This window comes from Neorhizobium galegae, from assembly GCF_017877135.1.
GTDB classification, from domain to species: Bacteria; Pseudomonadota; Alphaproteobacteria; order Rhizobiales; family Rhizobiaceae; genus Neorhizobium; species Neorhizobium galegae_A.
The window spans coordinates 342,261-368,074 of record NZ_JAGIPH010000002.1 but is presented as its reverse complement, the minus strand read 5'-3'; the positions used below and the strand labels follow the sequence as shown (position 1 = coordinate 368,074).

The window sequence follows — 25,814 nt, the reverse complement described above, 5'->3', positions numbered from 1 at the left end:
AAAAATGGTCGATTATCGCTACCTTGGCCGCAGCGCGCTGAAGGTTTCACCCTTGAGCCTCGGCACCATGATGTTCGGCGGCCCAACGCCGGATGACGTGGCCTTCCGCATCATCGACAAGGCGAAGGACCAGGGCATCAACTTCATCGACACCGCCGATGTTTACCACAACGGTAAGTCCGAAGAGGTCGTCGGGCGCGGCATCAAGGCGCATCGCGACCATTGGGTGCTGGCGACGAAATTCGTCAACTCGCATGTGAAGGGCCCGAACCTCGGTGGCCATTCGCGCAAATGGGTCATCGAGACGGTGGAAAACTCGCTGCGGCGCCTGAACACCGACTACATCGACATTCTCTATTTCCATCGGGCCGTGTTCGATGCGCCGCTGGAAGAGCCGGTGCGCGCCATTGCCGACCTCATCCGCGCCGGCAAGCTGCGCTATTTCGGCGTGTCCAACTTCCGTGGCTGGCGCATTGCGGAAATCTCACATCTGGCCGACCAGCTCGGCATCGATCGTCCCGTTGCCAGCCAACCGCTCTACAACATCGTCAACCGCACGGCAGAAGCCGAACAACTGCCGGCAGCGCATCATTATGGCCTCGGCGTCGTTTCCTATTCGCCGCTGGCGCGCGGCGTGCTGACCGGAAAGTATCAGCCGGGCGCAGCACCGGCCGCCGATAGTCGCGCCGGCCGTGGCGACAAGCGCATTCTGGAGACGGAATGGCGCCCGGAATCGGTCGAGATCGCCCAGAAGATCGGGGCGCATGCCGCCCGCAAGGGCATCAAGGCCGCCGATTTCGCGCTCGCCTGGGTGCTGAACAACCAGTTGGTCACGGCTGCCATCACCGGCCCGCGCACCGAAGAGCACTGGGACGGCTATATCCGCGCGCTTGATGTGCAGATCGATGCGGAAGACGAAGCTTTGATCGACAGCCTCGTGACGACCGGCCACCCCTCCACGCCCGGCTTCAACGATCCGAGCCATCCGGTGGAAGGCCGCGTGCCGCGTGCTGTGAAAGCAACCGCACCGGTTGCTGCGGCGCCGCGCGCTGTCGCCTGACCGACACCTCTTCGGGCGGCGGGATCAGCTGCCGCCCTATCCTCTTTATTCTCCTGGAACAGAACCATGCCCAGCACGCTTCGATCCCTCTCTGCCGATCCCGTACCCACCTCTCCGTTCTCCCGCGAGGAGTTGATCGAAAGTGCGCGACGGATCGCTGCCGATCTGGCCAAGGATGCGGCCCGGCGTGAGCGCGAGCGGGTTCTGCCCTTCGACATATTTGAACAGATCAAGCAGGCCCGTCTCGGGACGCTGCGCATTCCGAAGGCGCTTGGCGGTCCCGGCGGCAGCATCCGCGATTACATCGAGGTGCTGATGATCCTGGGTGCGGCCGACAGCAATGTGCCGCATGCCCTGCGCAGCCACTTCAATTTCACCGAAGGACTGGTGCTGGGCGGCATCCAGGGCGAACGCGAGCGCACGCTGCTTGCACATGTGCTGGACGGCAAACTGTTCGGCGGCGCGCATACCGAACAGGGCACGCACAAGCCCGGCGAGATCACCACGCGGCTGACGCGTGACGGCGAGAATTTTCGGCTCAACGGCCGCAAGTGGTATGCGACGGGCACGGCCTTTGCCGATTTCGCCAGCTTCAGTGCCCTGGATGATGACGGAAACCCGGCCTACAGTCTCCTGCCCGTCACGCGCGAAGGCGTGACCGTTCTGGATGACTGGGACGGCATGGGCCAGCGGATGACGGCCAGCGGCGGCGTTCTCCTGGACAACGTTCTTGTCCATGCGCATGAGATTTCCAACCGGACGCTCGGATCGCTGGTCGGGCGTCATTGCTCCACGATGCGGCAGCTGCATCTGGCGGCATCCGCCGCCGGCGCCGTTCAGGGCGCGGTGGAGGAAGGCATCCGCTATGTCCAGAAACAGGCACGCGCCGCAGCCCACAGTGCCGCCGATACCGCAGCCCAGGATCCGTTCGTCCAGAATGTGGTGGGAGAGCTGAGTGCGGCAGCCTTTGCCGTGCAAACCCTTATTCGCGAGGGAGCCGGCGCACTTGATCGAACCGTCGCAGCCTTCGCCACGGGCGATGAAGAGGCAATCGAACAGGCTTTGACGGACAGCGCGCTGACCACGTCACGCGTCCAGATCGTGACCGCGCAGCTGGCGCTTTCGGCCGCGACCAAGGTGTTCGAACTGGGCGGCGGCTCCGCCACCTCGCGCGACCTCAACCTCGACCGCTACTGGCGCAACATCCGCACCGTCTACAATCACAATCCGCTGCTGCACAAGGCGCGCGTGGTCGGCGATTTCTACCTCAACGGCACCAAGACGCATCTTCTCGAAGGCCGCGTTTTCTAAACAACGATAGGATCGTCATGGGACAGTCAGCCATCCTTCGAGCGACCCAACCCTTGCCGGGGCTTTCCCGGCTGCCGCCGCTGACGGCGCTGAGGGCCTTCGTGGTCACGGCACGCTATGCCAGCTTCTCAAAGGCTGCCGAGGACCTGCACGTCACGACGGCTGCGATCGGCCAGCAGATCCGGTTGCTGGAAACCCATTTGGGCGAAGTGCTGTTCAGCCGCAACCGCGGCGAACTGGTGCTGACGCCCGCCGGCGCCTCGCTCTATCCGGGCCTGTCTGCCGCCTTCGAATCCATCGTCGACAGTCTGGGCGCGCTCTATGCGCAGGGCCGGCGTACGACGCTCCGGCTCATGGTGGATGATGCCTTTGCCAGCCGCTGGCTGGCGCCGCGCCTGCATCTCCTCAACGAAGGCATCGGGGACACCGATCTGGTGATCGAACGATCCATCTCCGGCGAGGCGGACCTTGCCCGGCTGGAGGCGGACTGCGCCATCCTGCCGCTCAGCTACCCGCTTGCGGGACACCACTGCGAACTGCTGCTGCCCGACAGCATTCTGCCCGTCTGCACGCCGGCCTTTGCAGCGCGGCATGAACTGCAGGAGGGCGCGCATCGTCTGCGGGACGTGCCTGTGATCTACGACGCGCAGGCGGAGCCCGAACTCGATTGGCCACGATGGCTGCGGGCCTGCGGCTTTCCGGTGCGGCTATCCGGCAAGGGGCCGCGCCTCACCAGCATTCCGGCATTGATCGAAACGGTGTTGGCGGGCAGCGGCATCGCGCTGGCCAGACATTCGCTCGTCTCGGCCGAGTTGCAGACGGGCCGCCTGGTGAGCCCGCTTGGTCGCGCCATTCCCGTCTCGTCGCCCTATTATCTCATCGCCTCCGATGATCGCCGCCGCCTGCCGCAGGTGGAAGCGCTGTTTGCACTTCTGCATCAGGAAGCAAAGGGCTTCCCCTCCTCTGCTCACTGAGACGTGGCGGGCATGTGCCAGCCATGCTTGGTGATCTTTTGCTTATGCGCTCGCCTTGCGGTTTCTTCCCGCCGTGTAGAGACTCTCCGGCCGCGGCAGCCCATAATGATCGCGCAGCGTCTTGCCCTCGTAATCCAGACGGAACAGCCCGCGCCGCTGCAGGATCGGCACGACCTCGTCGGCAAAGATCTCGAACCCGCCCTTCAGGTAAGGCGGCATGATGTTGAAGCCGTCGGCAGCACCACTGAGGTGCCAAAGCTCGATCCAGTCCGCCACCTGCTCCGGCGTGCCGGTAATGACCTTGTGGCCACGCGCGCCCGCAAGCCGGTGCAACAACTGACGCAACGTCGGCTTCTCCCGGTCGATCACATCCAGCACCAGTTGATGGCGGCTGGCAGCAGCACGGGCCCGTGTCGCGTCCACGGCTTCCTTCGGCACCGGCGCATCGAGATCCGCGCCGGAGAGATCGACGCCGATGATGCGGCGCAGTTGCTGGAGCGAGAAGGCCGGCTGGATGAGATTGTTGAACTCGTCCTCCAGCGCCTTGGCCTCTGCTTCCGTGGAAGCGATAAACGGGCTGAGGCCCGGCAGGATCTTGACGTGATCGGGATTGCGACCCTGGCCCCGCGCGCGGCTCTTGATATCAGCATAGAACTCCTGCGCGCTTTCGAGCGACTGATGCGCGGTGAAGATCGCTTCCGCAGTGCGCGCGGCAAAGGCCCGGCCATCATCGGAGGAGCCCGCCTGCACGTAGACCGGACGCCCCTGCGGCGAGCGCGGCAGGTTCAACGCGCCCTGCACGCTGTAGAACTCGCCCTTGTGATGAATGGCATGGATATGATCTGTCTCGGCAAACAGACCGCTTGCCGGATCGACCACCAGCGCGTCATCCTCCCAGCTGTCCCAGAGCTTGGTGACGACATCGACAAACTCCGCCGCCTGCCGGTAACGGTCGGCATGCGGCGGGTGTTTCTCCAGCCCGAAATTGGCCGCCGCGCGATCAGCCGAGGTGGTGACGATATTCCATCCCACGCGTCCGCCGCTGATATGGTCCACCGACGCAAACAGCCGCGCGAGATTGTACGGATCGTAATAGGTCGTGGAGGCCGTGGCGATGAAACCGATCCGCTCGGTGACGGCGGCCAGCGCCGTGATGGCCGTGATCGGTTCCAGCCGGTGGCGCGCCGCATAACGGATGTTCTCATCGAGAACCGGCGCGTCGGCAAAGAAGATCGCGTCCAGCTTGGCAGCCTCGGCCTTCTGGGCGATCTCCTGATAGAGCTTGATGTCGGTAACCCGATGCGGCTCGGACGCCGGATAGCGCCAGGCCGCCTCGTGATGGCCGGCCGGATAGATGAAAGCGTTCAGAACAAGCGAGCGTGACGGCACTGTCATGCGATCATCCTTTTTGCGGTTCGAGATTTAATGCAGGCGGGGAAAGCCGTGGCGCTCCGCCAGAAGATCGAGAATGCGCTTCGTGTCCTGCACAAAATGAACACCGCCAGCCTCACGCGCGTCTTCCGGTGGATTGTCGCCCAGCACCAGCAAGGGCAGCGACTGGTTTTCCTCGCCGACCACGGCAATCACGTCCGCCCTCGGGCGCAGAAAACCGACCCGGTTGACCTCGATCTTCTGCGCAAGAGCGGGAAAACTCGCGAGCAGGCCTTCCACCTGGTTGCAGTAGGGGCAGACGAAGACCGTGCCCGGATACTTCGGATCTTCAAAGCCGGGAGCGATGAGGAAGAGCCTGTCCTTTGCCATGCAATGCGCCATCCATATTGGAAAATTCAACTCTGCATGCAGCTTGAAGCTGGATTGCGCTTCGGTCCAGCAATCAATATTGGCGCATCAAGAAGAAAAAAATTGCGCACGCCGTCCTCGTTTGAATGGCATCAGGAAGTGGCCGGAAACGCAAAAAGCCCCGGCGTCCCGAAGGAGCGCCGGGGAGTTGGAGGAGACCCACATCACCTCAACTGTGTCAGCGTGTAGTCCTGCCATGGCCGCCCGTGAATGGCGGTTTGCGTTAGAGGCGCAGGCCGGCCTCCTTCATCAAAGGCAAGATGCGTTCTGCGAAGTATTCAAGGTCCTCGCGGAAATCGTAGAAATTCAATTGGACGCCATCGATGCCCGCCTTCTTGAGACCGATGAGTTGCTCGACCACCTGTTCCGGCGAGCCGATGATCTCGATATTGCCGCCGAGATTGCGGCCCTGCTTGTGGCGGGCATCGCCGCGGCCGCGCCAGGCATGGGCATCGCTGTCGTAATTGTTGGTGGCAAAGGCGCGCGTGCCCGGCTGCGGCCGGCCTGCCTCGATCGCATCGGCATAGGCAATCGCTTCCGCTTGCGTATCGCGGCTGACGATGATCGGGTTGATGATGGTTTTCACGCTCCGGCCATAGGCGTTGGCGCGATCCTTTACCGTCCGGATATGAGCAGGCAGCGTCTCCAGGGCGCTCTCGATATGCGCGCCGCCCGGAGACGTGACGAAGACGAGATCCGAATGGCGCGCGGCAAAATCAATGCCCGCCGGCGAACCGGTGGCCGTGACGAGGTTGGGACGCCCGAACAGCGGCTTCGGCGTGATCCAGCCATTGTTGACCGACCAGGGATTGAGCTTGCCCTCAAAGGAGTAGTTTTCCGTTTTGCCCCAGAGATGGTGCAGCACCTCGAAGAGTTCAGCGGCCATCTCGTAGCGCTTGTCGTGGTCGATGCGCTGCCAGCCGAACATCTCATGCTCGATGGCGCGGTGGCCGGTGACGATATTGATGCCCCAGCGACCCTTGGCGATATGATCGAGTGTTGCACCATATTTGGCCAGATGCAGCGGGTGCAGCGGCCCGTACAGCACATGGATCGTCGAGATGAGCAGGATGTTCTTGGTGATCGCCGCCATGGCGCCGAGTGCAATAAAACTGTCGAGCGAGGATTCGCCGTCATAGCCGCCCTTGGGCAGCCACTGCGTGCGGCTGAAGGCGATCTCGAAACCCAACTCGTCCGCCCGCTTCACCAGCTCCGCGTTGTAATCGAAGGTCCAGCTGTTGCTGGTCGGCAGGCTGGAGAAGTTGATGTCCTGCAGATTGAGAAACAGCCCCAGCATCAGCGGCTGGCGCGTCGCCCGGCTGAGCGGACTTTCCTCGAAATCCGATGGCGCCCTCAATTCCGCGCCGGTGGCCTGAATAGCCGTCACTGCCATTGTCTGTCTCCCTCAGCCTGTTTCGGCATTACGTTTCGAAGGCATGAGCGCCTGTTCGAGCACATGGCGCAGGCTGATGGGCCTGCGCCCCAACATACGCTCGACGGTGTCGGTCACCGGCGCGGCCAGTCCTTCTGCAATGAGGGCGCCAAACTCCCGCACCGCCTGCGCCGCAAACGTATCGTCGTGTCCGGGGGAGACAGCGACCGCTTGCGTATCGATGCCGACGGGGCGGCGCAGAATGGCGGAGACGAGGCCTGCGATGTCCGAGGTGGTGAAGGCTTTCGCGCCGGTCAGCACCAGCGGTTCGCTGACGTTCAACCCGGAATGCAACACACGCGCGGCGACATCGGCAATGTCGTTGATGTTGATAAAGGAGACGGCGGCGCCCGCATAGCGACCCGGCAGATCGCGGCCGGCCAGAGCGGCGGCAATGACCGGCGCCAGGGACACCTGCATCCACGCATTGGGACGGATGATCGCATGAGAAAGACCGCGCGCGGCAAGATGCGCCTCCACCTTTCGGTGCTGCGCACCGGCCGTGGAGCGGTCGGAATGTTCGATCGTCCAGGTCGAGCCCGAGATCTTCACGATATGGCGCACGCCCGCATCGGCTGCCGCATCGATGAGAGCGGTCTGGTGGGCGCCAAGATTGGCGCTGATCGGAGACAGAAGAAAGACCCGCTCGACGCCATTCAAGGCCGTCATCAGGCTTGAACGGTCTCCAAAGTCTCCTTGAGCGATATCGACCGCGCCGTTAAAGAGCCGCTTTGCTTCGTCGGGGCGGCGTGTCAGGACGCGGACACGATCACCGCTGTAGATCAAACGGCGCGTCACCAGCTGGCCGAGCCGGCCCGTGGCACCCGTGACAAGGATGGAGGATGGCATGATCCGACCTCACAAAGGCTGACGCAGATGCGCCAGCGCCAGCGGGCGCGGATCCACCCAGTTTTCGACGTTGAAGTTTTCCGGAATGAACTTCCATTCCAGCAGGAAATCCTTGAAATGCGCGATGGCATCGATCTCGTCCCTGTCGAGCGTCAGCGCCAGATGGCGGTGAACCTCGGGACCATTGGCGGTCCGGACCGCATCCTCGCTGACACCGATTTCATTCGCGATGAAGCGGACGGCGTCCGACGGATGCTGTTCGGCCCAGTCGGCCACGCGCTGGATCGTGGCAATCAATTCCGCCACGAGATCCGGGCGCTCGTCGGCAAAGGTCGCATCCACCGTCAGGGGGCGCGGCGTGCCGTTGTTGATGCGGATCTTGGGGTCCGGGTGAAAACCCGTCTCGACCACGATATGGGCGCAGATCAGGCTGGCGACGGTGACACCCTCCGCCCCCTTGACGAAGAAGGCGTCGATCTCGCCGCGATGCAGTGCCGCGATCTCCTCGCCATAGGGAAGCTTGCGGCGCGGCGTAAAGGTCGAGGCGTCCGCGCTCGAACCGGGGCTGGAGGACTGCGCGACCAGATCCACCAGCTCCACGTCGGCAGCCGCCAGACCATGAATTTCCAGCGCCGACACGATGCCCTTCAAGGAGGTTGCCCGCTGGAAGTCGATGATATCGCCGGGACGGCGGGGCAGCCCGAGCTTTCGTCCCTTGAGGTCTGCGCCAGTACGAATGCCGAGATGCGGCAACGTGATCACCGCCTGAAATTCATCGGTCCGCGTCAAGCCGACGAGACGGGTGCGGCGCCCGCCGGATCGCGCCCAAATCGGCGGAATATTGCCGCCCTGACGGAACGACCAGTCGAGATGATGGTCGAAATGGCTCTGGCGGATTTTTGGATCGGCGGAATCCCGAATAGACGTGACATCGATCCGGTGGCGGGAAAACGCCTGGTCCACCCAACCCAGCTGGGCCGCGATGGAAAGCGGCGTCGGCGCCGGGCAGCGCGTATACCACACCGAGGACGGTGCAGAGGAAAGACGGGGAGCGGCCTGCGCCATCGAGACATCCTGCGTCGGAGAAAAGGATGCCTCAGGCTAACGACATTCATGAAAAGTCCATAGAAATTATATACTATAATCACGCGGGGGCGGGAACGGATCGTTTCCAAGTCCCGGTTGGCGCGAAAAGGGCCGGATTCGCATCCGGCCCCCACATCCGACCCCATTGGGCGTTTGCGGGAAAAAGTAGAAAGCCTTTTCCCGAAACAATCACCATGAAGCGAGCCAAGGCTACTTCAGAGGGAATCCAAGCCGCCGCAGAATGGCGGTGAGCTGCGAGCGCCCCTTGAGCGCCGCTGCGTTTTCGATGCGCTTGGCAATCACGCTGGTCCAGCCGGAGAGCGGCAGCTTCTGCTTCTGCTGGAAGGCCTTCATGGCGTCATCATAGGAGGCGAGATCCTCCGGGCGGATTGTTCCATACTCTTCGCGGAAGAGGACGGCCGATTGCGGCAGGCGCGGCTTCACATCCGTTTCCACCGCAGGATCCGGATAGCCGACGGTCAGGCCGAAGACGGCAACCGTTTCCGGCGGCAGCTTCAGTTCGCGGGCCACATCTTCCGGCTGGTTGCGCATGCCGCCGATATAGCAGGAACCGAGCCCGAGCGAGTCGATGGCCACCACCGCATTCTGCGCGGCAAGCGCCGCATCGATCGCGCCGATCAGGAAGCTCTCGTGGAAATCGAGCCCTTCGCCACTGTTGCCATGCTGGCGGGCAATCTCCCTCAGGCGTGACAGATCGACCAGCCAGACCAGGAAAAGCGGGGCCGCCAGAATATGGGCATTGCCGCCGGTAAAGCCCGCAAGCCGGGCTTTCCGCTCCGGGTCTTCCACGGCAATCACGCTCCAGGCCTGAAGGTTGGACGAGGTCGGCGCCGATTGGGCGGCGGCCACCAGCAGTTCGACCGTACCGGTTGGCAAGGCATCAGCGCGATAATTGCGCGAGCTTCGGTGGCTGAGCAGGACCTCGAGCGTTTCGTTCCACTCGGAAGGCAGGGCCGGAACCGGTGCCCGACCATACCGTGCCTGCCAAAGTGTCTCTCGATCCACCTCGCCATCCTGCGAGGATATCTGCCGTAAAACTGTCGATGTCATGAAATGTCCTCGCCTGAATGGATTTCTCTTCAATGGCCAGCGAGCGCGCTTGGGCTGCCGTCCTCTGTCACGCTCACTAAAACTCCGACTTGCCGCCTTGCCGAGGAATTTCCTCCCAACAGCATGAGGCTGGATGAAAGATCATTTCGGCCGTTCGGGCGCAATGGCGGTTCGGCTGATTTTTCTCAAATGGCGCGGACGCCAAATGGTGAGGTTCGGCAAACTCGCGGCGAGCCCTCAGACGAACTGAAAAGGGCCAGATCACCCTCGATCCTAGCAAATTCTACCGGACACAGGAAATTTTACTGCTCCATAAAGAAATTCATTCTTCTGAATTCGGCGAGGCTTCGTGATGCTCTGACGATCGGATTGCCCCTCGTTCACAGGAGACTGCGCCCATGTCATTTTCAAGACGCGCCTTCAACAGCCTGCTGCTGGCTGCCACGGCCGGAACCTCCCTCTCCTTGCTGTCACCGTCCTTTGCATCGGCGCAGACGGCAAAGCCCGTCTCCGGCGGAACGCTGAAGCTTCTCTACCGCGTCGATCCGGGCAATGCGCTGTTTGCCATCAACACCTCCTCCGGCACCGGGCAGGCCATCGGGCCGAAAATCGTCGAAGGCCTGCTGACCTTCGATTTCGATCTGAAGCCGCAGCCGCTTCTGGCGACCGAATGGTCGATCTCCCCGGATAACCTACGCTACACCTTCAAGCTCCGGCCCGGCGTGAAGTGGCATGACGGCGCGGATTTCACCTCCGAAGACGTGGCCTTCTCCATCTTCCGCCTGAAGGAGGCGCATCCGCGCGGCCGCATCACCTACCAGAACGTAGTGGCCGTCGAGACGCCGGACCCGCTGACCGCCGTTATCGTGCTTTCCAAGCCCGCTCCCTTCCTGCTGGCGGCCCAGTCGAGCTCCGAATCCCCGATCGTCCCGAAGCACATTTTCGAAAAACTGCCGCCCGGCGACGGCCAGACCTTGAAGACCGCCATCGGCACCGGTCCGTTCAAGCTCAGCGAATGGGTACCGGGCAGTCACCTGATCTTCGAGAAGAACCCCAACTACTGGGACAAGGGCAAGCCCTATCTCGACCGCGTCGTGCTGCGCATCGTGACCGACCCCGCAGCCCGTGCCGTGGCGCTGGAAACGGGGGAGGCCGATATTGGCGACAACCCGGTGCCGCTGGCGGACATCGAGCGCCTGAAGCAGAACAAGAATCTGGTGGTCGATACCACGACCTATGCCTATGCGGGCCCGCAACAGCAGCTTTTCTTCAATTACGATACCGAGCTGCTGCGCAACAAGGATGTCCGTCTTGCCATCGCCAAGGCGATCAACCTGCAGGAAATCGTCAATGTCGCGCTCTACGGCTATGGGCAGGTGTCGCCCAGCCCCGTCAGCACAGCCCTGCCGAACTGGTATGATTCCAAGATCACCGCCCACCCCTACGATCCCAAGGCGGCAGAAGCGCTGCTCGACAAGGCGGGCTTTCCGCGCAAGGCGGATGGCAAGCGCTTTCAACTGCGGCTGACCTACAATTCCTACCTGGTGCCAGGCTACGCCGATGTGATCCGCAGCCAGCTGGAAAAGATCGGCATCGGCATCGAGATCCGCAAATACGACCTGCCGACCTTCCTGAAGACGGTCTACACGGATCGGGCCTTCGATCTCGTGGTGGAATCGCTGTCGAACACGTTTGATCCGACGCTCGGCATCCAGCGCGCCTACTGGAGCAAGAACTTCAAGATCGGCCTGCCCTTCTCGAATGCCGCCCATTACGACAATCCGCAGGCGGATGCCCTGCTGGAGGCCGCCGCCATCGAGTCGGACCCGCAAAAGCGCTGGGAATTGTGGAGCCGCTTCCAGCATCTCATCCATGACGAGGTGGCCTCCGTCGATCTCGTCGCCGCCGGCAGCCAGATCGTCGCCAACAAGCGCGTGAAGAATTTCGTCACCGGCGCCCAGGGCCTCAACTGGAGCTTTGGCGACATCTGGCTGGAACCGGGCGTCTGAAGGAGAGCGAAATGACACATCAGATCGACAAGAAGACTTTCGCCGCCTGGCTGGCGGATCGCCGGGAACTTGCGGTTCTCGATATTCGCCCCGCAGATGAGGTCGGCTATGCCTCGCCGCTGTTTGCCACCAATCTGCCGGCGGACCGGCTGTTTGCCGAGATCGATCGCTTCATCCCCCGCCGCTCGATCCGCACCGTGCTCGTGGACGACGGCAAGGGAGCCGCGGTCGCAGCTGCCGAGGCGCTGTCGAAGAATGGCTGGGGCGATCTTCATGCCCTGAAGGGCGGCATTCCCGCCTGGACCGAGAAGGGAACCGACAACCTGCCCACCTTCGATGTGCCGGGCGTGCCTTTCGTGAAAAAGATCCGCGACGAAAAGCAGACACCCGTCGTTTTCGCAGCCGAACTTCAGGCCTGGCGCGATGCCGGTGAAGATGTGATCGTCATCGACACGCGCACTTTGCCGGAATTCGAGAAGGGCCATGTGCCGGGCGCGGTCGCCATTCCCGGCGCGGAGCTTCTGCTGCGCTTCCGCGACAGCGTGCCGAACCCGCAGACGAAAGTGGTCGTTTCCTGCGCCGGCCTGCCGCGCGCAATCCTCGGCGCCCAGACGCTGATCGATGCCGGGGTGGAGAACTTCGTGGCCTATCTGGACGAGGGAACACGCGGCTGGACGGAAGCAGGCTTTGGGCTGGAACAGGGCCTGACGGCCACGTTCGGCAAAGCCAGCGATCAGGCGGTGCGGTTTGCGGAGGACCATCTCGCCACCTTGTCAAAGGACGATCAGCTGACCTTCATCGACCTCGAAACAGCGAAAGCCTGGACGTCCGATCCGGAGCGGACAACCTATCTTCTCGACGTGCGCACGCCGGAGGAATTTGCGGCGGATCATCTGCCGCACTCCATCTCGTCGGAAGGTGGGCAGCTGCTGGGTGTCGCCTATCGCACACTCTCGGTGCGCGGAGCGCGGGTTATCTTGGTCGACGATTCTCTCGGCGCTCGCGCCCGGATTGTCGCCCATTGGCTGGCTCGCCGGGGTTTTGAGATCGCGCTTCTGCTCCACGACTTCAACGCCGAGAAACGGGCGGCGGCCTGACCGGTCGCTGCCTGCAGGACCGGACCCGGACAGCGGCATGATCAGGGGCGGCATGCCGCGTCCGGGTCCGGTTCAAACAATAATTTCTTTCGCCACGAGCAAACATTCATCGCCTGCGTCCTCTCAGCCAGCTGATAGGTTTGGACCTCGTGGCCGACCGTCCGCGGGAGGATTCTTAAGACATGACCGACATTGCCAACGCCTGGGGTGCTGCGCCAAGCGAACGATTCGACGCCATTGCGAGCCGGTTTCGGCCGATCTTCGCCGATATTCATGCCGGCGCCATCGAACGCGATCTGGCCCGCACGCTTCCCTTTGCGGAATATCGGCGGCTCAAGGACGCAGGCTTTTCGGTCCTGCGGCTGCCGGAAGAAATCGGTGGCGCGGAGCTGACGCTGCCGGAACTCTTCGGCCTGCTGATCGAGCTGGCAGAAGCCGATCCCAACCTCACCAATGCCTATCGCAGCCATCTCGGCTTCACCGAAGATCTTCTGAACGCGCCGCCCGGCGACTGGAGGGATCGCTGGCTTCTGAAGCTTGCGGCGGGCGAAACCATCGGCAGCGGCTTTTCCGAGATCGGCAATGCGCCCCTTGGCAGCTACTCCACCCAGCTCATCCGCAACGGCGATCATTGGCTGCTGAACGGCCAGAAATTCTACACGACCGGCTCGCTCTATGCCGACTGGATCACGCTCGGTGCCGTGGACGGCGATGGCCATCCGATCGGCGCACTCGTGCCGACCAGAGCGGCAGGCGTCGAGATCATCGATGACTGGGATGGGTTTGGCCAGTCGCTGACGGCAAGCGGCACCGCGCGTTTCGCCGATGTTGAGATCAGCAATGACCTGATCAAGCCGAGCGCGCTGCGTTTCTCCTATTCCGGTGGCTTCTTCCAGTTGGTGCATCTCGCCTCGCTGGCAGGCATCGGCCGGGCAGCTGCCACGGAAGTGGCGGGGCTGGTGGCGGAGCGGCGGCGCGTCTATGCGCGCAGCAACGCCACCCTCCCCGGTGAAGACCCGCAGATCCTGCAGGTTGTCGGTCGCGTGCGCAGCGCCGCCTATGCGGCCGGCGCCATCGTGCTGAAGGCCGCCGACGCGCTGCAGCGCGCGCATGCGGCCAATCTGACCGGAGACACCGAGGCCATTGCGCGCGCCAACCGCGATGCCGAACTGGAGGTCAGCCAGTCGGTCACCGTCGTCTCCAGCCTGATACTCGAGGCCACAACGATATTGTTCGATGCGCTTGGCGCGTCGGCGGCCAAGAAGAGCCATGGTCTCGACCGCCACTGGCGCAATGCCCGCACCATCACCTCCCATAACCCCCGCATCTACCATGATCGTGTCGTCGGCGACTTTGCCATCAACGGCACACTGCCCTCCCCGCAAGTGGGCGTCGGCATTCATCCTGAAAGAGAAAAAGCCAAAGCATGACTGAGACAAAGAGACGGCTGAACCTGAATGTCGGCATCAACACAACCGGCTATCTGGCCAATGCCTGGAAATACCGCACCGGTGACCGGCATGACATCAACGACCCTGACTACTATCGCCGCCTGACGGAGCTTGCGCACAAGGGGCGGTTCGATGCCGTCTTCTTCTCCGATCACCCGGCCCTGCTGACGGACCCACTGAGCCGCCCGTTCCACACGCTGGACCCGCTGATCCTCTGCACGACACTCTCGGCCCAGGTGCCGGATATCGGCTTTGTCGCCACGATCACCTCCACCTATAATTCGCCCTATAATCTGGCGCGGCGGGTGCAGTCGCTGGATATCGTCTCCGGCGGGCGGCTGATCGTCAACGTCGTCTCCTCCTTTAACCCGAATGTGGCGGCCAATTTCAGCAACGCGCCCCTACCGCCGCGCAGCGAGCGCTATCCGCGCGCCATCGAATTCCTGGATGTGGCGAAAAAGCTCTGGGCAAGCTGGGATCCGCGTCGTGAAGGTGAGGTTCCGCCGGATCGTTTCTGGGATGCATCGAGCGCGCACACCATCGATCACGAGGGGCAATTCTTCCAGGTGCGGGGGCCGCTCAACGTGCCGCGCAGCCCGCAGGGGCACCCGGTCATCGCGCAGGCGGGCGCCTCGGAAGGCGGCATCGAACTTGCCGCACGCCACGGCGAAATCATCTATTGCAACATCCTCTCCCGCCCGGCCGGACAGGCTTTCGGCAAGAAGGTGAAGGACAAGGCCGTCGAAGTTGGCCGCGACCCGTCGGGCATCCGCATCGTGCCGGGGCTCGTCGCCATCATCGGCGAAACCCGAGAAGAGGCGCTGCGCAAGCACGAACTGTTCAGCGGCACCGGTTCCGAAGACGGGCTGCTTGCCCGTTTCGCCAGGGAAAACGGCATTGATCCCGCGACCTTCGATCCCGATGCCGTGCTGGAAGCCGAGCGTTTCGTGCCGGATCAGAACCGCCAATGGGCGGTCGGCATGGGGCTTGGCCTGTCGGACCTGCTCACCTACGAAAGGCTGACGGCGCGTGAGGCCGTACGCCGTTCGGAAGGTCACCACCGCCTCGTCCTCGGCACGCCGGAAGAGGTGGCAGACCAGATCATCGATCTCTGGGAGGACGGAACCGTGGACGGCTACACCCTGCAGCCGCCACGCGCGCCGGACGATATCGAGGAATTCGTCGAGAAAGTCGTGCCGATCCTGCAGGATCGCGGCGTCTACCCCCGCGACTACGAAGGCCGCACCATCCGCGACCGCTACCGCCTGCCCTATCCGGAATGAAGGCCCAAGACGGGGCGGACAGGTCAAGGGGGAGGCCGCCGTGTTGCGGCCCAGCTCCGTACCGCCACACGCCGCTACAGCCGCAGATACGAAGCCAAAAACCGCTGGAGCGAACTTAAAACTGGTTAAGCTCGGGGGCAAGGTCACCAACAGACGCTTGTCTACTTGATCATGGTGGCAATCGCGGAGGCCGCCGATCAGTCACGTCGAAGCGATCCGCCTTCGGCTCTCCACTGACCAAAGCTGATCAGTTCGGCCGATTGCTTCCGTGCGCATGGTCAACTCGGCCAACGTGGCCCACTCAAAAACCCTTCATAGAACGTTCACAGCGGCCAAATGACTAATAGCCGTCCATCGACGTTAATCACGTATTATAAGACATTTTTGCAAAGGTTCGCTACCCTCTTAAGATTGCACATAGTTGTAGGGGGCGGCCATGGACGAAAAAACCTATGCACGGGAGTTATTTGAACAAACCTTCGTAGCTATTCAGCATGCGACAGATGTCGCAGCTTCGATAATTCTATTGAGAGATGCTTATAAGCTCTCGCATGTGACCTACCACATGGCACAAACCATAGCGTCTCGGATAGACGCACCATTCGTCAGAACGACGTACCCGCCGAACTGGGTCAGCAGATACCTGCAGCAAGGCTACTTCAACATTGATCCCGTTCTAATTGAGGGCGTTTCAAGGAGCCTGCCATTTCTCTGGAGCGAGCTGGAGGTAACCCCCGCGACTCAGCGACTGTTCGAGGACGCCACGCAGCATGGTCTCGGAATTTCAGGCTATGCAATACCAATCATTGATAGGTGTGGCCGCCGAGCCCTCGTATCGCTCAATACTGACATGCCGCAAGATCAGTGGTCAGCCCTCGTCGTGCACTACAGAGCTCACTGGCTTGAACTCGCACACGGCTTGCACACAAAGGCGTTAGTTGAACTCTATGGCAAGGAAGATCCGGCACCACCACTTGGCCGGCGCGAGAGGGAATGCCTTCATTGGGCAGCCTTGGGCAAGGAATACAAAGACATTTCCTGCATCCTGGGCATCTCAGACCACACAGCCAGAGGATATCTGAAGTCTGCACGCTTTAAGCTGTCCTGTGCGAACATTCCCCAAGCCATCGCCAAAGCGATAAGCCTGCGCCTGATCAATCCAGTCTGACCCCCCAAATGGGGCGGCGCAAGCGGGGGAGTTTCAACTGGAACTGCAACTCTGCATGATGCCTCTGCAATATCCAAAAGGGGGAACTCATGTTTATCACGCTAGAAGCGCATCAATATGCACGATATCCGGGGCTGCTGGACCGCATGTTCAAGCTGCGCAAGGAGGTATTCTCAGACCATCTTGGTTGGTCAGTGACCGTCACCAACGGCAGCGAAAAAGACCGTTACGACGACCTCGGCCCGGTATACTTGTTATGGTGCGACGACGACGGACAACGATTGTATGGATCCATGCGGCTTATGCCGACCACCGGTCCCACGCTCCTCTATGATGTCTTCCGCGGGACATTCCCTGCAGACATCGATCTCGTGGCGCCGGGCATCTGGGAAGGAACGCGCATGTGTGTCGATGAGAAAGCAGTCTCACTCGACTTTCCAGAGCTTACGCCTCTGGACGCATTCAGTCGCCTTCTGGTCGCGCTGTGCGAATGTGCACTCCATCACGGGATCGATATGATGCTCTCCAACTACGAGCCGCACATGCGTCGCGTGTATCGAAGAGCAGGGGTGGATGTTGATGAGCTTGGCCGCGCCGATGGCTACGGTCGATTGCCCGTGTGCTGTGGATTGTTTGAGGTCTCGCCGGTTGTGTTGGACCGAATGCGCGAAGCAACCGGGATTACCGACCCTCTTTATTCCAAATCGTTGTCCATCGAACAACCCAGAGCGATTGGATTGGCAGCGTGAACGGGCGGGCGGCAATGCCACGGCTTCCCATGAAGCACATTCGAAAGCTGACGGAACAAGCCTACCTCATCGCGTTTGAGTGCAAGGACGCCCAGCTCGTCTTGCATCTCGGACTCGCCCTGCAGGTAATTTCCGCCAGGGAGGTCACGGAGCAACTCAACAATCTGAAGCTTGTCAACGCTGAAGATGTGGGAGCTATGCTCAACAGGACAATCAAGCTGGGTGGTTTCGAGAGCTACTCGTCTCAGAACTGAAATCTGAGGCAAACCCATCTCGGCTGTTACTGTGCGTCAAAAATCGCTGGGCGCGGGCGAAGTTTCCGGGGGAATTGGAAATTCATTTTTCCGGAACCTGCCGTCAAAATTCCGGAAATCCGCGTCAAGCTACAATCATTGATTTTAAATAAATTTGGTGGGCCCGGAGGGACTCGAACCCCCAACCAAGCGGTTATGAGCCGCCGGCTCTAACCATTGAGCTACAGGCCCTCAACCTTCTGCAAAAAGGTGGGCCTGCGTGCAATGGTTCATGCGGGCCGCTTGAGGTTCGGCTCTAACGCAAAAAGCTACGGGCGACAAGCCGTTGCCGTATTGGCTTCACATTCTCAAGGCACCTATCGTCTTCAACCGCAAGAGTGTCACGCAGAAGTGGGGCAACCTTGCAAAGATCATAGCGGAGGATATTCATGCCGGGCTTGTTGACGCGTTCCAGACGGCTTTCACTTCTAATCCTTGGTGTCTCGGCAGGTCTTGCCGGGGCGCCGGCCGTCTGGGCGCAAATGCCGCCGCCGCCACCGCCGCATCAGGCGATGATCAGCGTCACCGGCGAAGGCCGCGCGGCCATTGCGCCGGACATGGCGGTCGTGTCGCTGACGGTGACACGCACGGGCGAAACGGCCGATGCCGCGCTTGCCGCCAACAATGCCGCCATGCGCGATGTTCTGGCGGCGCTGAAGGCCGACGGTATTGCCGAGCGGGAGATCCAGACCAGTGATTTCTCGATCTTTCCGCAGTACAGCCAACAGGAAAGCTCCGGCCAGAATGGCGCAGGCCAGACGAACGAAGCGCCGCGCATCATCGGCTATCAGGTCAGCAACGGTCTTTCCGTGCGGGTGCGCGACCTTGCAAAGCTCGGCGGCCTCATTGATCACTCCGTAAAACTCGGCGTCAACCAGGGCGGCCAGATCAGCTTCACCAATGATGATCCGAAAGGTGCCATGGAAGAGGCAAGACGCAACGCCGTGGCCGATGCCATGACCAAGGCGAAGACACTCGCCGACGCCGCCGGCACCAAGCTTGGCCCCGTGGTCTCCATCACCGAAAACGGCACGCGCCCGGTGTCGGCGCCGATGATGCGCATGGCCATGGCGAAGGAGGCCGATTCGGTTCCGGTCTCCGGGGGCGAGAACAGCTATACCGTGACGGTCGACATGCGGTTTGAAATCGCGCGCTGACCTTTTATCATTGCTGCAGGCATCGACAGGTGCCTGCAGCCGCGCACTGCCGTGACATTCGGGCCTTCCGTTTCAGCGGAACAGGATTGCAGACAGCAGCCCGTCGCGCTTGTGCTGCCGCGTGAGGCGTTCAGAGAGTTTTCGCGGCCGAGGAACTCAGGCTGCGACCCGATCGGGTCAATGGCGAACACGGCAGAGCCGAGAAGTCCGACGAAGGTCGGCGGATCCCGCAAAAAGGTCTGAGGGACCATCGGAATGGGCAGAGCGTGCGGCACGCGCCCGGCATAACCTCGGCTTGGGACTGGTCGCCGGCGGCGCCTGAGGCTTCCCGCAATGACGGTCTCGTCGTTACCCTTCAGGCACGGGAGGCCCCATACCGCAAATCGCATAGCGGACGTGCAACAAGACGCGGAAAGCCGCCGCTCAGATGCTAGGGGGCGTGAGCGACGGCTTCATCCGTCCATTGGGCTATGGAGCGGATTTCGGCAAGTGAGAAAGGTCGAGGTTAGCGACGGATGACCGGGCAGCCGCGTTCATTGGCAAACACAACGCGGTCGCGGCCGCGACGGTCAAAACCGGCCACCACCACCACGCGCCGGTTCATATCCACAACGCGGGCACGGCGAAGGCCCATGCGGGCAGCCTTGTCCTCGGCATGCCAGGGGGCGCAGCCGGCGCGGCGATCGGGACCACGATCGTAGTGGCGCGGGCCACCGCGGTCGTCACCGCGCCATTGCACCTCGACCCGCAGGCCATTATCGGCCGCAGAGGCGCTGGCAAGCGGCGCGACAAGCCCGGATACGACCATCAGGGCGGCAAGACCGGCCTTGGCAAGAAGCTGTCTCATTGGGTATTCCTCCAGTATTGCATTGCGCCACGGCGGGCACTGGAGGCAATCTAGTGGACCGGATCTGAACGCCTTCCGAACCGCTCGTTCATTCACCATTCAGTATAATCACCGCTCAAGGCGACAGATGCAGCACCACCTCGCGACGGTGCGGCCGGTCGCGATGTTCAAACAGATAGATCCCCTGCCAGGTGCCGAGCGCCAGTCTTCCGCCGACAACCGGGATGCCGAGCGACACCGTGGTGAGCGCCGATTTCACATGCGCGGGCATGTCGTCGGGCCCTTCCGTGGTGTGAACCATAAAGCGCATGGAGGGGTCGTCGCTCGGTGGCACAAGGCGCTGGAAAAACGCAAGCAGATCGCGGCGGACATCCGGATCGGCATTTTCCTGCACCAGCAGCGAACAGGAGGTGTGGCGCACGAAGAGCGTCAGAAGCCCCTCATCAAGCCCGGCGCCGCGGACGAAGGCCTCGGCCTCGCGGGTAAATTCGGTCAGCCCCTGCCCGCGGGTTTCAAGGCGAAGTATGGTCTGCGGCATGGTCTCTCCTTGACGATTGTGGTGCCATCAGGCGCCCGGCAGGCGGCGGCGCTGCCAATCCTTTTGCGGCACCTCGCCTCCCAGGCGATAGCTGAACGAGGTGACCTTCATCGTCTTCATATCGACAGTGCACTGAAAGCTCACATCGAACCAGCGGCCGCCGCTGCGAAAGGCGCCGCCATCGGCATCCAGCGTGCTGTTGCGGATAAACCCGCCGGAGGGGCCATAGGGCATGATGAAGTCCGGCGTCGTTTCCGGGCGCGCACGCGCCACCTGCTCTGCCACTTCGAAGCTGCAGATCTGTGTCAGGCGCCGCTTGGGAGGCAGTTGCCCCAGCGCCGCTTTCAGGGCCGGGTTTTGGAGGCGCGCGTCAGACAGAAGCGTATCCGCCTTTGTCATGGCGCCGCCCGGATTTGCCTGAGGCTCCGGGGTGGGAGACACGGGCTGCAGGCGGGGCGTCGGCACGGGCACGGCCTGAACGGCATCGGTCGGTTGCACGGAAGGTTTGCCGTCGGCAAGGCCCGGCGCAAAATCGGCCTGCGGCGGCGATACATCGTCGGGAAGCGGAGCGCCAGCCTCTGCCGGCTGTTGTTCCGGGTGCGGCTCAGCGGCCGCTTGCGTCTCGACGGGCGGCGGAACGGACGGTTTAGCCGTCTCCTGTGGCGGTGATGCCGGCGAGGTGCCGGGCTGCGCGGCCGGATCGGGCGCGGCAGGCGGTGCCTTGTCCGGGTCATCCTTTGCAAGCGGTGCCGCCTCCACCGGCGCCGGCTCATCCTTGGCCTGCGTCTGGCCCGACTGATCATTGCGCTCCGGCTGGTCGGACGGCGGCGGAGGCGGTGCCGCAATCATCGTGGCCTGCGGCGGTGGCGGCGCCTGTTCCTGCGGCTTTTCTTGCGGTTGCGGGGCGGCAGGCGGGGGGGCGTCTTTTGCACTGTCCGGTTCTTCGGCCGGCGGAACGATTTCCACCGAAACGGCTTCTTCCTGCGCCACATCCGGAACAACGGACGGGAACGGGATGAGAAAGACGGCAAGGACCAACAGGTGCAACAGGGCGGAGGTCGCGCCGAGACCCCAGCCGCTGCGCAGCCGCCGCGTGGGCTTCGCCATGGGCGAGCCTATATCCGAAACATCCTGCATCTTCTGCCATGTAAGCCGGAATGGCCGGAGTATCGAGGGGATAAGTTGCAGCGCGTCACAAATAATTGCAGAGGCCGCACAGATCGTCCCTCACCTCTGCCAACACTCTCGCAAGCCCACGATGTACGGTCATCTGGCGCCGCTGAAGCAGAATGAACGTCAAAACCCATCAATTTTAACCGAAAAATACCTTGGAAGGCGGGCGCGGGTCATGCATGTTGGAGGACGCGGTTTCATATCGGCCGCATCACGGACGACCGTCGCGCCACTGCGGCAGGCCGTCTGTTTACACGACAACGAAGCACACCGGGTCCGCCGACAGACAAGGCCGCGCGGGTAAAGAAAACAGTGTCTCGAAGGGGGGAGCCCATTATCGGTAAATATGCATGGCCGGCCATCGGCATCGCCGCAGTTGCCGTTTCCATCTGGCTTCTGTTCAAGGAACTGCGCGGGCTGTCGATCGATCAGCTGGGTGAAAGCCTGGCTGCCATCTCGCACACCCATTGGCTTCTATGCGCCGCCAGCGCGGTTCTCGCCTATCTGGCCCTTGCGGGATATGATGCACTGGCGCTGAGCTATCTGAAGCATCGCGTCAATTTCCTCTTCATCACGCTCACCTCGTTCACCACCTACGCCTTGTCGCATAATCTCGGCGCATCGGTTCTGTCCGGGTCGATCATCCGCTATCGGGCCTATTCGTCAAAGGGCATGTCGGGCCTTGAAATCGGCCAGCTGATTGCGTTCTGTTCGTTCACCTTTGCGCTCGGCACGATCCTGCTGACCGGTCTTGTGCTGACCTTCGAGCCGTCGGTAGGAGAACGCTTCATCAACCTGCCGGCAACGGATACGCTGCGCTGGGTCGGCATTCTGCTGCTGGTGGGCATCGCGGCCTATGTCTATGGCAGCTGGAAACAGTTCCGCCCGCTTACCATCGGTCCCCTCAAGATCTATTACCCGCAGCTCAGAACCGTCGCCCTGCAGCTTCTCATCGGGCCGCTGGAAATTATGGGCGCGGCCGCCATCATCTATTTCGCGCTGCCGGAGGCAGGCAATCCCGGCTATTTCGTCGTGCTCGGCATTTTTCTCCTGTCGTTTTCCGCGGCACTTCTCTCCAGTGCGCCTGGCGGGCTCGGCGTGCTGGAACTGCTCTTCGTCAACGGTCTTTCGGAAATGCGCGATGCCGACGTGCTGGCGGCCCTCCTGGTGTTCCGCCTGCTCTACCTGCTCATTCCGCTTGCCCTGTCGATTGCGGTGGTGCTGGTGTTCGAGCGGCGGCGGATGCGGGAGGCCTAGTTTTTTGACTGCGGGCGAATGTGATTCTATCAGGATAAAGGGACCTGTCAGGACAACAGAATAGCGTCCTGCCCTTGTGCCTTCGACAAGCTCACCGCATCCCTGTAGAACGACGCAAAGGTCTCGCCACCCAGCCACCGCCCTTCATGGACAATCACACCGTCGGCGAAGTCGCCCCCTGTCTGGAGGAATGCCAAGCCAGCTTCCACCGCAGGCAGGTTGGCGATAACATTTTCGGTTTCCAGAAAAGCACGAATGGCCGCCACGATGCTGGGGCGCGGCACATTGTAGGCGCGCGATAAAACCCAGGCCAGTTCGCAGAAAGACTGGAGTGTGATGGCCACAAGTTCAGCCGATGCCAGAAGTTCGACAGCGGCTTTCGCCTGCGCCGGATCATCCGCCACCACGATGCGGACCAGAAGATTGGTGTCGGCGGTGATCTTCATCCCCTGCCCGCCTCGGCACCGGCCTCGGCAATTGCATCATTCAACGCCTCAAGCGTCAGAACCCGGCCATTCGTCTGATCCTTCAGAAGACCGTGGAGGTCGCGAAAAGTCCGTTTGCCGACGGCTGCCCTCAACTGTGCCCTCCCATCCGGAAGGAGGTCGATTTCGATCTTCTCGCCCGGCTGAATGCCAAGATGCCGCAAGACCTCCTTGAATAAGGTCAATTGTCCGAAGGGTGTCACTATGAGCGGGATCATGGGTTTACTCAGTTCAAGACCATGGAACACCGGGCAGCGTGTGCAAAAACTCAAACGCCACCCAAGATGAAAAGCCGGCAAGATCTCTCCAGCCGGCTCATCCTGTAAAGGCTAAAGAGAAAACTCTCTTTTTAAAATTGAATACAAGCGCTCTGCGCCCTGCCTATCCAACTGCAGTGTCTGGCTCTTCTTACCAGGTATCTGCCTATCCTCCGATCCATAGGTGTCAATCTGGAGGACTTTTATATCGCCGTCTCCAAACACCGAATACGTCGCGGAAATCTCTTTGTGAAGAGAATTTCGCGACATCTCCTTTTGTTCGAAGCTACGAACCAGCGCCATCTCAGCTATCCAGGAACGAACGCAGCTTGCGGCTGCGGCTCGGGTGCTTCAGCTTTCTCAGCGCCTTTGCCTCGATCTGACGGATACGTTCGCGGGTAACCGAGAACTGTTGGCCGACTTCTTCCAGCGTATGGTCGGTGTTCATGCCGATGCCGAAGCGCATGCGAAGAACACGTTCTTCGCGCGGCGTCAGCGAGGCAAGCACGCGGGTCGTCGTTTCGCGCAGGTTCGCCTGGATGGCGGCGTCGATCGGCAGCAGCGCGTTCTTGTCCTCGATGAAATCGCCGAGGTGGCTGTCTTCTTCGTCACCCACGGGGGTTTCGAGGGAGATCGGCTCCTTGGCGATCTTCAGGACCTTGCGGACCTTTTCGAGCGGCATGGCAAGCTTTTCGGCCAGTTCTTCCGGCGTCGGCTCGCGGCCGATTTCGTGCAGCATCTGGCGCGAGGTACGAACGATCTTGTTGATCGTCTCGATCATGTGCACCGGAATACGGATCGTGCGGGCCTGGTCGGCGATCGAACGGGTGATCGCCTGCCGGATCCACCAGGTGGCATAGGTCGAGAACTTGTAGCCGCGACGATACTCGAACTTGTCGACCGCCTTCATCAGGCCGATATTGCCTTCCTGGATGAGGTCGAGGAACTGCAGGCCGCGGTTCGTGTACTTCTTGGCAATCGAGATGACGAGACGCAGGTTGGCCTCGACCATTTCCTTCTTGGCAATACGCGCTTCGCGCTCGCCCTTCTGGACCATGTGCACGATGCGGCGGAATTCGGTGACCGAGATCCCGGTTTCCGTCGCAAGATTCTGGATTTCCTGGCGGATATCGCGAATCGTCTGGTTCTCGGCGCGGGCGAATTCCTTCCAGCCGCGGGCGGACAGGTTGGAGACCGACTTCATCCAGTGCGGATCAAGCTCGGCACCCTGATACTGTTCAAGGAACGAATCGCGCTTGACGCCGTAGGATTCGGCCAGACGCAGCAGGCGGCCCTCGTTCTGCACGAGACGCTTGTTGATGTCGTAGAGCTGCTCGACAAGGCTGTCGATGCGGTTCTGGTTGAGCGACAGCGACTTCACCGCCGTGATCAACTGATCCTTCAGTTCCTTGTAGCGGCGCTCCTGACCGGTGGACAGCGTGCCGGTGCACGACAGGCGTGCCTCGACCTGCTGGTCCTGAAGCTTGCGCAGCTTCTTGTAGGTATCGGCAATGGTGTCGAGGGTTTCCATCACCTGCGGGCGCAGTTCCGCTTCCATGGCGGCGAGAGACAGGCTCGACTCGTCGTCGTCCTCCTCTTCCTCTTCCATGGGCGGCAGGTCGCCGCCGACATTGGTGATGTCGTCGTCGGAGGACCGCGGACGGCGGGTCTTTTCCTTTTCCTCGGCGGCCTTGCGGTCAGCCTCGATCTTTTCCGGGCTCTGGAACTGCGGCGCGGCCTTGGCTTCCGGACCGGAATAGGTCGTTTCGAGATCGATGATCTCGCGCAGCAGCGTCGTGCCTTCGTTCAACTCGTCGCGCCAGATGATCAGCGCCTGGAAGGTGAGCGGGCTCTCGCAGAGACCGGCGATCATCGTCTCGCGGCCAGCCTCGATGCGCTTGGCGATGGCGATTTCGCCTTCGCGCGACAGAAGCTCGACGGAGCCCATTTCGCGCAGATACATGCGCACGGGGTCGTCGGTGCGGTCGGTCGGCTCTTTCTTCTTCGTCGTGGCCACGGCCGTGCCGCCGGTGGGAGCAAGCTCTCCGCCTTCGCTTTCGGCCTCTTCGTCATTGCTGTCGTCGTCACTGGCCGCCGGTTCTTCGGCTTCCTCGTCTTCCACGACATTGATGCCCATGTCGGAGAGCATCGCCATGGTGTCTTCGATCTGCTCGGACGTCACCTCTTCGGAGGGCAGCACGGCATTCAGCTCGTCCATCGTGACATAGCCACGCTTCTTGGCGAGCTTGATCATCTTTTTGACCGCGTCGTCGGAAAGATCGAGAAGCGGACCGTCGGTGGCGCCGTCGCGTTCGTTTTCAGCTTCTTCGTTTTCTTTGACTTTTGTTGCCATGTATTCGTCTTTCCTTGGACGTCATTCGCGGCGCTTACACATCGCCGTTCGCAACACAGCAAATGCCGCGATGCGAATCGCAATCAATCACGTACCGGGTGGACATTTAATTCC

General features: G+C 61.7%; 24 protein-coding genes and 1 tRNA gene. 12 read left to right on the top strand and 13 right to left on the bottom strand.

Features of this window, described 5'->3' with window-relative positions:
- Window positions 1-4: 4 nt before the first annotated feature.
- The 3 genes from J2858_RS09295 (at window position 5) to J2858_RS09285 (ending at window position 3,345) form a co-directional block, all read left to right on the top strand.
- The gene (locus J2858_RS09295; protein WP_210104509.1) at window positions 5-1,060 is read left to right on the top strand and encodes an aldo/keto reductase; all 1,056 of its coding nucleotides are present in this window, start codon (window positions 5-7) and stop codon (window positions 1,058-1,060) included.
- Window positions 1,061-1,126: 66 nt separating this feature from the next.
- Entirely contained in the window at window positions 1,127-2,371 is a 1,245-nt protein-coding gene (locus J2858_RS09290; protein ID WP_210104508.1) for an acyl-CoA dehydrogenase family protein, read from the top strand.
- Window positions 2,372-2,388: 17 nt separating this feature from the next.
- The gene (locus J2858_RS09285) at window positions 2,389-3,345 is read left to right on the top strand and encodes a LysR substrate-binding domain-containing protein (protein ID WP_210104507.1); all 957 of its coding nucleotides are present in this window, start codon (window positions 2,389-2,391) and stop codon (window positions 3,343-3,345) included.
- A 42-nt stretch (window positions 3,346-3,387) separates the two neighbouring features.
- Here the strand turns inward: J2858_RS09285 and J2858_RS09280 are convergent, their stop codons facing one another.
- The 6 genes from J2858_RS09280 to J2858_RS09255 all read right to left on the bottom strand — a co-directional run bounded on the left by J2858_RS09280 (window position 3,388) and on the right by J2858_RS09255 (window position 9,583).
- Complete coding sequence (locus J2858_RS09280) at window positions 3,388-4,740, bottom strand: LLM class flavin-dependent oxidoreductase (protein WP_210104506.1); 1,353 nt, start codon at window positions 4,738-4,740, stop codon at window positions 3,388-3,390.
- 27 nt (window positions 4,741-4,767) lie between these two features.
- Complete coding sequence (locus tag J2858_RS09275) at window positions 4,768-5,106, bottom strand: DUF3088 domain-containing protein (protein ID WP_210104505.1); 339 nt, start codon at window positions 5,104-5,106, stop codon at window positions 4,768-4,770.
- A 262-nt stretch (window positions 5,107-5,368) separates the two neighbouring features.
- Window positions 5,369-6,538: an LLM class flavin-dependent oxidoreductase gene (locus J2858_RS09270; RefSeq protein ID WP_210104504.1), complete on the bottom strand. Its 1,170-nt coding sequence runs from the start codon at window positions 6,536-6,538 to the stop codon at window positions 5,369-5,371.
- A gap of 12 nt (window positions 6,539-6,550) precedes the next feature.
- Entirely contained in the window at window positions 6,551-7,426 is an 876-nt protein-coding gene (locus J2858_RS09265; protein ID WP_210104503.1) for an NmrA family NAD(P)-binding protein, read from the bottom strand.
- Window positions 7,427-7,435: 9 nt separating this feature from the next.
- Window positions 7,436-8,491: an ABC transporter substrate-binding protein gene (locus J2858_RS09260; protein ID WP_210104502.1), complete on the bottom strand. Its 1,056-nt coding sequence runs from the start codon at window positions 8,489-8,491 to the stop codon at window positions 7,436-7,438.
- A gap of 231 nt (window positions 8,492-8,722) precedes the next feature.
- Window positions 8,723-9,583 (bottom strand): NADPH-dependent oxidoreductase, encoded by an 861-nt coding sequence (locus tag J2858_RS09255; RefSeq protein WP_210104501.1) that lies wholly within the window; start codon window positions 9,581-9,583, stop codon window positions 8,723-8,725.
- 398 nt (window positions 9,584-9,981) lie between these two features.
- Here J2858_RS09255 and J2858_RS09250 point away from each other — a divergent pair, with 398 nt between their 5' ends.
- The 7 genes from J2858_RS09250 (at window position 9,982) to J2858_RS09220 (ending at window position 17,594) form a co-directional block, all read left to right on the top strand.
- A complete protein-coding gene (locus tag J2858_RS09250) occupies window positions 9,982-11,592 on the top strand; it encodes an ABC transporter substrate-binding protein (RefSeq protein WP_210104500.1) in 1,611 nt (536 codons plus the stop codon).
- Window positions 11,593-11,603: 11 nt separating this feature from the next.
- Complete coding sequence (locus tag J2858_RS09245; protein ID WP_210104499.1) at window positions 11,604-12,689, top strand: rhodanese-like domain-containing protein; 1,086 nt, start codon at window positions 11,604-11,606, stop codon at window positions 12,687-12,689.
- A 182-nt stretch (window positions 12,690-12,871) separates the two neighbouring features.
- The gene (locus J2858_RS09240) at window positions 12,872-14,119 is read left to right on the top strand and encodes an acyl-CoA dehydrogenase family protein (RefSeq protein ID WP_210104498.1); all 1,248 of its coding nucleotides are present in this window, start codon (window positions 12,872-12,874) and stop codon (window positions 14,117-14,119) included.
- Entirely contained in the window at window positions 14,116-15,423 is a 1,308-nt protein-coding gene (locus J2858_RS09235) for an NtaA/DmoA family FMN-dependent monooxygenase (RefSeq protein WP_210104497.1), read from the top strand. Before J2858_RS09240 ends, J2858_RS09235 begins: the two co-directional genes overlap by 4 nt.
- 436 nt (window positions 15,424-15,859) lie before the next feature.
- A complete protein-coding gene (locus J2858_RS09230) occupies window positions 15,860-16,591 on the top strand; it encodes a LuxR family transcriptional regulator (protein WP_210104496.1) in 732 nt (243 codons plus the stop codon).
- 89 nt (window positions 16,592-16,680) lie between these two features.
- On the top strand, window positions 16,681-17,340 hold the full coding sequence (locus J2858_RS09225; RefSeq protein WP_210104495.1) for an acyl-homoserine-lactone synthase: 660 nt from the start codon (window positions 16,681-16,683) through the stop codon (window positions 17,338-17,340).
- A gap of 29 nt (window positions 17,341-17,369) precedes the next feature.
- Entirely contained in the window at window positions 17,370-17,594 is a 225-nt protein-coding gene (locus tag J2858_RS09220; RefSeq protein WP_210104494.1) for a hypothetical protein, read from the top strand.
- 155 nt (window positions 17,595-17,749) lie between these two features.
- Here the strand turns inward: J2858_RS09220 and J2858_RS09215 are convergent.
- Window positions 17,750-17,825, bottom strand: a tRNA-Ile gene (locus tag J2858_RS09215).
- Between the two features lie 197 nt (window positions 17,826-18,022).
- Here J2858_RS09215 and J2858_RS09210 point away from each other — a divergent pair.
- Window positions 18,023-18,790, top strand: coding sequence for an SIMPL domain-containing protein (locus J2858_RS09210; protein WP_210104493.1), 768 nt, complete (start codon window positions 18,023-18,025; stop codon window positions 18,788-18,790).
- Between the two features lie 505 nt (window positions 18,791-19,295).
- On the opposite strand, the gene J2858_RS09205 is transcribed toward J2858_RS09210, so the two are convergent.
- From J2858_RS09205 to J2858_RS09195, 3 genes are all read right to left on the bottom strand, one after another.
- Window positions 19,296-19,637: a hypothetical protein gene (locus J2858_RS09205; RefSeq protein WP_210104492.1), complete on the bottom strand. Its 342-nt coding sequence runs from the start codon at window positions 19,635-19,637 to the stop codon at window positions 19,296-19,298.
- A gap of 115 nt (window positions 19,638-19,752) precedes the next feature.
- A complete protein-coding gene (locus tag J2858_RS09200) occupies window positions 19,753-20,175 on the bottom strand; it encodes a secondary thiamine-phosphate synthase enzyme YjbQ (RefSeq protein WP_210104491.1) in 423 nt (140 codons plus the stop codon).
- Window positions 20,176-20,202: 27 nt separating this feature from the next.
- Window positions 20,203-21,282 carry a DUF930 domain-containing protein gene (locus J2858_RS09195; protein ID WP_210104490.1) on the bottom strand — a complete coding sequence of 360 codons (1,080 nt, stop codon included), beginning with the start codon at window positions 21,280-21,282 and terminating at the stop codon, window positions 20,203-20,205.
- Between the two features lie 378 nt (window positions 21,283-21,660).
- Between J2858_RS09195 and J2858_RS09190 the strand changes: the two genes are divergently transcribed.
- On the top strand, window positions 21,661-22,605 hold the full coding sequence (locus J2858_RS09190; protein ID WP_348635465.1) for a lysylphosphatidylglycerol synthase transmembrane domain-containing protein: 945 nt from the start codon (window positions 21,661-21,663) through the stop codon (window positions 22,603-22,605).
- Between the two features lie 47 nt (window positions 22,606-22,652).
- On the opposite strand, the gene J2858_RS09185 is transcribed toward J2858_RS09190, so the two are convergent.
- From J2858_RS09185 to rpoD, 3 genes are all read right to left on the bottom strand, one after another.
- Complete coding sequence (locus tag J2858_RS09185; protein ID WP_210104489.1) at window positions 22,653-23,051, bottom strand: type II toxin-antitoxin system VapC family toxin; 399 nt, start codon at window positions 23,049-23,051, stop codon at window positions 22,653-22,655.
- The gene (locus J2858_RS09180; protein WP_245365689.1) at window positions 23,048-23,389 is read right to left on the bottom strand and encodes an AbrB/MazE/SpoVT family DNA-binding domain-containing protein; all 342 of its coding nucleotides are present in this window, start codon (window positions 23,387-23,389) and stop codon (window positions 23,048-23,050) included. The genes J2858_RS09185 and J2858_RS09180 overlap by 4 nt, the downstream gene beginning before the upstream one ends.
- Window positions 23,390-23,651: 262 nt before the next feature.
- On the bottom strand, window positions 23,652-25,700 hold the full coding sequence (gene rpoD / locus J2858_RS09175) for an RNA polymerase sigma factor RpoD (protein ID WP_210104488.1): 2,049 nt from the start codon (window positions 25,698-25,700) through the stop codon (window positions 23,652-23,654).
- Between the last annotated feature and the right edge of the window lie 114 nt (window positions 25,701-25,814).